The organism is uncultured Gimesia sp., assembly GCF_937919775.1.
GTDB lineage: Bacteria > Planctomycetota > Planctomycetia > Planctomycetales > Planctomycetaceae > Gimesia.
Map to the genome: position 1 here is coordinate 1 of NZ_CALFPF010000691.1, position 7,126 is coordinate 7,126.

Sequence of the window (7,126 nt, forward strand, 5' to 3'; positions counted from 1 at the left end):
GACGTTGCTTATTCGACGGAAATCTCGTCTGCTGGTTCAGAGCAGAAGGGTGTCCCCGTTGAAGTGACAGAACTCAAACCTGTCGATTCATTCGTACGCAAGCGAAATTATACAGGAAAAGTGGCTGCTTCGCGTACCAGTGAGCTGGCATTCGAACGGAGTGGCAAACTGATCAAGATCGCCGTCGATGAAGGGGATCAGGTTCAGGCGGGAATGACCCTGGCGAATTTGAATACGCGGCATCTGGATGTCATTCGTTTGAAGCTGCAGGCAGAGCGGGCAGCCGCTCAGGCAAAACTTGATGAATTGAAAGCAGGACCGCGTGCACAGACGATTGCCGTTGCGGAAGCGGAAGTCAGGCAACTTTCTGCAAAACTCAAAAATCTGCAGGCCGATCATACGCGCAATCAGGAACTACTGAAACGCAATGCGATTTCCAAATCGGATTTTGAAGCGTCACAATACGAGGTCGAACAGCAGACAGCCCAATTGGACGCCGCACGCAGTCGACTGTCGGAACTGAAGGAAGGAACCCGCAAAGAACAGATTGCTGCTCAGACAGCGGTCGTTGCCAATCTGGATGCGTCACTGGCGGATAATCAGGTGGATCTCGACGATGCCGTATTGACTGCTCCCTTCAGCGGTCGGATTTCGAAACGGTATGCCGACGAAGGGACCGTGATCTCACCCAACGCGCCTTTATTCAGACTGGTTGAAGATCAGAAACTGGAAGCGCATATTGGCGTTCCGGTGGAGATGGTCAAAGACCTGAAGCATGGCACACAGCAAAAAGTGCAGCTTAACGGAAAAACATATGAATCCACACTCAAGGCCATTTTACCCGAGCTTGATCCGGTGACCCGCACGCAGGAAGTGGTTCTGGCTCTGAGCCCGGAAGCCGCGCAGCAGCTTGTTCCGGGACAGGTGATTCGAATTGAGATCGAAGAACCGGTTCAGATGCAGGGTTTCTGGCTGCCGCTCAGTGCACTGGCGCGAGGAGAACGCGGGCTCTGGTCTGCTTATGCTGTTATAGCAGGCAGCAGCGACAGTGAATTTGTGCTGGAAAAACGACAGGTTGAAGTATTACACACGGAAGGAGACCGGGTACTGGTACGGGGCACGCTGCAAACAGGAGACCGGATTGTCGTAGATGGCATCCATAAGCTGGCCAGCACACAACGAGTGATGATCAAGTCGAGCCGCTAAATCAAAGTCTGACTGAAACGAGAATCAACAGCGCCGCAATCAAACATTCAGAGGAACACCTTTCAGGGAATCAACGGGGAATTCAATCATGCTGGAAGGCTTGTTTTATCGGAATCGTCGCTTATTGATCCTGATGATCGCACTGATCTCTGTCGCCGGCTTATCCAGTTATTATGTACTGCCCCGGATGGAAGATCCCGTGCTCACGCAGCGGGTGGCTCGCGTGAATACCCGCTTCCCGGGAGCCGACGCGACACGAGTCGAATCGCTGGTGTCTGAAAAAATCGAGGAAGAACTCCGAGAGATCGACGAGATCAAAGAACTGCGATCCATCTCCCGGTCCGGCATGTCTTCAATGACGATTGAATTGCGCGACGACGTGTATAAAGTCGACGAGGTCTGGTCACGCATCCGGGACAAGATCGACGATGCACGCGTTGAATTTCCCGCAGGAGCCGAGGAACCGGATTTTGAAGAGTTGGAAGTCAAAGCCTATGCGCTGATTGTCGCTCTGGTCTGGGATAACCCGAATGCTGTTAATTACGCCGTTTTGCGGCGGACGGCGAAACAACTGGAAGATCGGTTGCGGGCGATTTCCGGAACGGAAGACATTGACACATTTGGCGATCCTGATGAAGAAATCGTTGTGGAAATTCAACCCGATAAAATCGCAGCTCTGGGCTTGAGCGTTCAGAAAATTGCGGATCAGGTGGAATCGTCTGACGCCAAACTGACGGCCGGGCTGTTACGCGGAAGTAAAAGTGATCTGCTGATCGACGTTGATTCAGAACTGGATTCCCTCTCGCGGATCGCAAATACGCCGGTTCAGTTTGGCTCGGAAGGACATTCCGTGCAGTTAGGGGACATTGCTACGATCAAAAAGGGAGTGGCATTGCCTTTGAGCAGTCTGGTGATTGCAGACGGGAAGCCGGCAGTCACGTTGGGGATGTTTGTGCGGGACAGCGTGCGGATTGATCACTGGAGTCAGTCGGCGAAAGCAGCGATCAGGGAATTTGAACAGACACTGGCCGATGACGTGATGGTGCAGACGCTGTTCGATCAGAATCGTTACGTGGAAGCGCGGCTGGATGGTCTGGTGTGGAACCTGTTGTTTGGTGGTTTAGCTGTCATCGCGGTGATCGTGTTCATGATGGGCTGGCGGAATGCCCTGGTCATCGGAACGGCGCTCCCGTTATCAGCGTTCATGGTGTTGGCGGGACTTCGCGTTCTGGACATTCCCATTCATCAGATGTCGGTGACGGGGTTGATCATCGCGCTTGGATTACTAATCGATAATGCCATCGTTGTGGTCGATGAAGTGCGTGCAAAATTACACACAGGGATGGCGCCGGAAGACGCGGTGATTTCCACAGTCCGGCATTTGGCGGTTCCTTTACTGGGATCGACATTAACCACAGTACTGGCGTTTGCTCCGATTGCGTTAATGCCGGGACCGGCGGGAGAATTCGTCGGTTCGATCGCCGTCAGTGTGATTCTGGCCATCTGCAGTTCCTTCTTTCTGGCGATGACGGTAATACCCGCGATCGCCGCCTTGTTTGCCGATCAGAATGAAGATCCACAAAATTCCCACTGGTGGCAGGTCGGTTACAGTCATGCGGGGCTGAAAGCCGCTTACCAGAAGTCACTCGATTATCTGTTTGCGCGGCCGCTGCTCGGGGTTGCTTTGGGCTGTGTTCTGCCTGTATGCGGTTTTGTCGTTGCCCGTGATCTACCGGAACAGTTCTTTCCTCCTGCAGATCGCGATCAGATTAATATTGAACTGGAATTAAACGCACACGCCTCATTGGAAGAGACACAGGCTACGATTGAGACCATCCGGCAGGTCGTGTTGCAGCATCCCCAGGTGAAGGGGATCGAATGGTTTTTAGGCGAGAGTGCGCCTCAGTTTTACTATAATATCATCGCCAAACGCGAGAATTCCTCGAATTATGCCCAGGCGCTCGTCCAGCTCAATTCGGCAGCAGGCGGTCAGGCTTTGATTCATGAGTTGCAGCGGGAACTTGATCGAAAAGTATCGCACTCGCGGGTCCTGGTCAGACAGTTAGAGCAGGGGCCGCCGTTTGACGCTCCGATTGAGGTTCGGCTGTTTGGTCCCGACCTGCATCAGTTAAGTGAGCTTGGTGATGAACTGCGGACGATTCTCAGTCAGACACCCGACGTGCTGCATCATAAAGCCGAACTGGCAGATCCGCTGCCCAAGCTGACATTGAAAATTGATGAAGAGCAGGCACGGCTGGCGGGACTGGATCATGCAGAGATTTCGAATCAATTAAACGCGGCGCTGGAAGGAGCACTCGGCGGGAGTATTCTCGAAGAGACCGAGGAACTGCCGGTTCGTATCCGCGTGCCCCACGCGCAGCGCGGTTCGATTGATGCGATTGCGTCTCTCCAACTCATCTCCAATAAAAAAACGAGTGACGGGCAGGCACAATTTGTCCCTCTGACGGCGCTCGCCGAAGTGAAGATGTCGTCAGAAATCGCGGCGATCTCTCACTTCAATGGCGAGCGGATGAACGAAGTCCAGGCTTACATTCCTGCAGGGATTCTGCCCGCGAAAGTGCTGGCCGACTTTCAAGGCAATTTAAAGCGATCCGGATTTCAGCTTCCCGCCGGCTATCGACTCGAGTGGGGCGGGGAAGCGTCCAAGCGGGATGACGCAGTCGGGAACCTGCTGGTCAATGTGGGCGTGCTGATGGTCCTGATGGTGGCGACGCTGGTGCTGTCATTCTCGTCGTTTCGGATGGCAGGTCTGATAGGAACAGTCGGCGTGCTTTCAATCGGCCTGGGACTGGGCATGCTCTGGCTGTTCGGCTTTCCATTTGGCTTCATGGCGATTGTCGGCTCGATGGGACTGGCGGGGGTTGCGATAAACGATGCAATCGTGGTGCTGGCGGAATTACGTGCAAATCCGGAAGCACGGAGAGGCAACCGCGTTGTGATCCGCGATGTTGTCCTGCGATCCACGCGACACGTCGTTGCAACGTCGCTGACGACCGTTGCCGGTTTTGTGCCTTTAGTCATTGCCGGCGGCGGGTTCTGGCCTCCTCTGGCGATTACGATTTCCGGCGGTGTGGGAGGCGCTACGTTACTGGCGCTGTATTTTATCCCCTCCGCTTACATCCTGGTCATGTGCCGCAACTGCCCGCTGCGTGTCACTGCCGGCGAAGGAGAAACGTCCCCTGAGCAATCAACGGTTCTGGCAAAACTGAAAGCCCGGCTGCCTGTGCTGCGATAAATTTCGTAAAGAATTCGTGCAACCCGTTTCAAAAATGATTACGATCTAGAGTCATGGATGTGAAATTGAAAACGCACTGAATTAAGCCAGGGGGCATTATGCGTATTGTGAGATTGAGATTTGTGACTGTTGCGATGTCTTTATTGTTGACGGGTGGGCTTTCGGCAAATGAGCCGGAAATACTGCAGCAGGTGGTTGCCGTCGAGAACGTGTGTGCCTGGCCGAACCTCACTCTGATGCCGGATGGAACGATTATCGCTGTCTTTCACAACAAACCGAGCCACGGTCAACAGGAAGGGGACGTTGACTGCTGGGCCAGTTCCGATGGCATACACTGGAAGAAACGTAGTACGGTCACCCGACATGAACCGAACACGGTGCGTATGAATCATGCGGCAGGACTGGCGAAAAATGGCGATCTGGTGGTGCTGTGCTCCGGCTGGAGTAATGTCAAACAACCAGATCGTCCTAAGCAGTCTGCGTTTCGCGATGCCATCTTGCGGAGCTGGGTTCTGCGTTCAAGCGACGGAGGTCGCACCTGGGAAAAACGCGAAGCCTTTCCGGCTCCGGAAGCGGGCTGGTCTGAGTACATTCCGTTCGGCGATCTCTGGACGGGGTCTGATGGCGCGTTGCACGTTTCATGTTATCAGGGGGAGTTTCAAGATCCTTCCCAGTCAACCAAAACCAAGGGATGGCGCTCATCACATTTGCAGAGTGATGACGATGGCAGGACCTGGAAAGTGGTTTCGGTCATCGGAGCACGTCACAATGAAACCGATCTGTTTCCCCTTGGAGAGAAAAGTTGGCTGGCAGCAGCACGAATCGATAAAATGGAGCTGATCCGTAGTGACGACAACGGGGTGACCTGGCAGAAGCCGGAACCTGTCACGGAACGTAACGAGATTAACGGACATCTGACCCGGCTGGCGGACGGGCGACTGTTACTCAGCTACGGGGTTCGAGTCGAGGGGCGGCGCGGTGTGTGTGCGAAGCTCAGCAGTGACGATGGCCGCTCTTGGAGCGACCCATTGCAATTGGCGCAGACGGCTGATGGAGGCGATTGCGGTTATCCTTCCAGCGTACAACGAGCCGACGGCAGTGTGGTTACAGCCTGGTATTCGAACAATTCCCCGCAACACACCGGTTATCATCTGGGGATGACCGTGTGGAACGCGCCTGTTGCCGGTAATCCGTGATCACGGCACCAGCCGCTCTCTGAGCGTGGCTGTTATTTTTTGAGGCTTACGCGGACAAGTTCTTTATCGTTTCTGGCGAAGAGAGACTGATTCGCGAAAGCAGGGTGGCTCCAGACGACGGGGCGACCGAAGGCTTCGTTGGTCGGTTCGAGCACGTGGAAACGGCTGATTTCTTTGTAGCCGGTGGGTGAGAGCTCGGCGAGGATCAGGTCCCCTTTTTCGGTGAACAGGAAAAACTTGTCGTCATGTTTCACGATGAACGCGGTGGCATGGCGATCGCGTCGACCGGCGTCGGTCACTTTTTTGGTGGACCAGAGGCGGTTTCCGTCTTTCAGGTTGACGGCGATGAAATCGCCCGACTGGATATCGCTGCCGTAAATTGTATCGCCTTCAATGAAGGGGGTGCTGTTACAGCAGAACAGGGCGGAGCGGGATTTGCCTTTCCAGACTACTTTGGCAGAGGGTTTCTGATCGCCGCTCAATTGAATCCAGGCGGCTTCATCGCCGATGCCGGAGACATAGAGGAAATCGCCCTGCTGGCGGGGAACAGTGACTGACATACCGAAACCGGGTTTGAGGGGAATCGACCAGAAGACTTTGCCCGTTTTGGGGTCAAGTGAATTCAGTGAACCAGGGTGCCAGATCAAAAGTTGTTTCGTGCCATTATGAGAAATCATGGTCGGCGGGCAATAGCCGGTTTCTGGGTTGTCCAATGCTTTCCAGAGTTCTTCGCCAGTATCTTTATTGAAGGCGACGGCGATTGAGTCTTTGCCGCCTACCAGACAATACAGCGTGTTTCCCTCAACCAGAGGGCTGGCAGCGTGCCCCCAGATGGCTGTTTTAGACTTATAATCGGTTTTGAAATCTTTGCTCCAGAGGACTTTGCCGGTATCTGCATCCAGACAGTTTAGATTCCCTTCTGCTCCCAGCGTATAGACCTTGCCATCGGCGACGGTGGGAGTGCAGCGGGGGCCGGCTGCGTAGGAGATTTCATAGGGGCAGTTGTATTTATATTCCCAGATCACTTTGCCGGTATCAGCAGAAAAGCATTGGACTCTTTCCTCGCCCTGAAGTTTTGATGCGCCGCCCGGATTATTGATCAGCTCTCCTTCTGTTTTGATGTAATCCATCAGATAAACTTTGTCATTCACCACTGCAGGACCACTGTATCCCAGCCCGACGGGAACCCGCCATTCGACTTCCAGCCCCTCTTGGGGAAAGGAGTCGACGATGTTAGAGGCTTCCCAGACACTTGCCCGATTCTGTCCCAGCCACTGCGACCAATCTTCGGCGGCGGCGAAGGAAGAAGCGAAGAGCAGCAAAGTCATGGCAGAGAGAATTCGAACTGGCATTTGAAGGAGTTCCTTTTTATTGGCGGCAGCCTGCGATGTAGGAATTATTTGTGTGTCTCGTAAATGTAAAGAGTGAGCGACGAATGATCAATCTTCGGATTATATCTTGTTCAATA

The 7,126-nt window shown here is 53.9% G+C and carries 4 protein-coding genes; 3 read left to right on the forward strand and 1 reads right to left on the reverse strand.

The features are described from left to right. From Q0294_RS19520 to Q0294_RS19530, 3 genes are all read left to right on the forward strand, one after another. Positions 1 to 1,206 (forward strand): efflux RND transporter periplasmic adaptor subunit (locus Q0294_RS19520; protein WP_299468798.1); only part of this gene is annotated, 1,206 nt, incomplete at its 5' end. An 88-nt stretch (positions 1,207 to 1,294) separates the two neighbouring features. Beyond that, the gene (locus Q0294_RS19525) at positions 1,295 to 4,462 is read left to right on the forward strand and encodes an efflux RND transporter permease subunit (RefSeq protein ID WP_299468800.1); all 3,168 of its coding nucleotides are present in this window, start codon (positions 1,295 to 1,297) and stop codon (positions 4,460 to 4,462) included. Between the two features lie 98 nt (positions 4,463 to 4,560). Beyond that, positions 4,561 to 5,658: a sialidase family protein gene (locus tag Q0294_RS19530; protein ID WP_299468802.1), complete on the forward strand. Its 1,098-nt coding sequence runs from the start codon at positions 4,561 to 4,563 to the stop codon at positions 5,656 to 5,658. 32 nt (positions 5,659 to 5,690) lie between these two features. On the opposite strand, the gene Q0294_RS19535 is transcribed toward Q0294_RS19530, so the two are convergent. Next, positions 5,691 to 7,010, reverse strand: a complete 1,320-nt coding sequence (locus Q0294_RS19535; RefSeq protein ID WP_299468804.1) for a PQQ-binding-like beta-propeller repeat protein — start codon at positions 7,008 to 7,010, stop codon at positions 5,691 to 5,693. Positions 7,011 to 7,126: the final 116 nt, after the last annotated feature.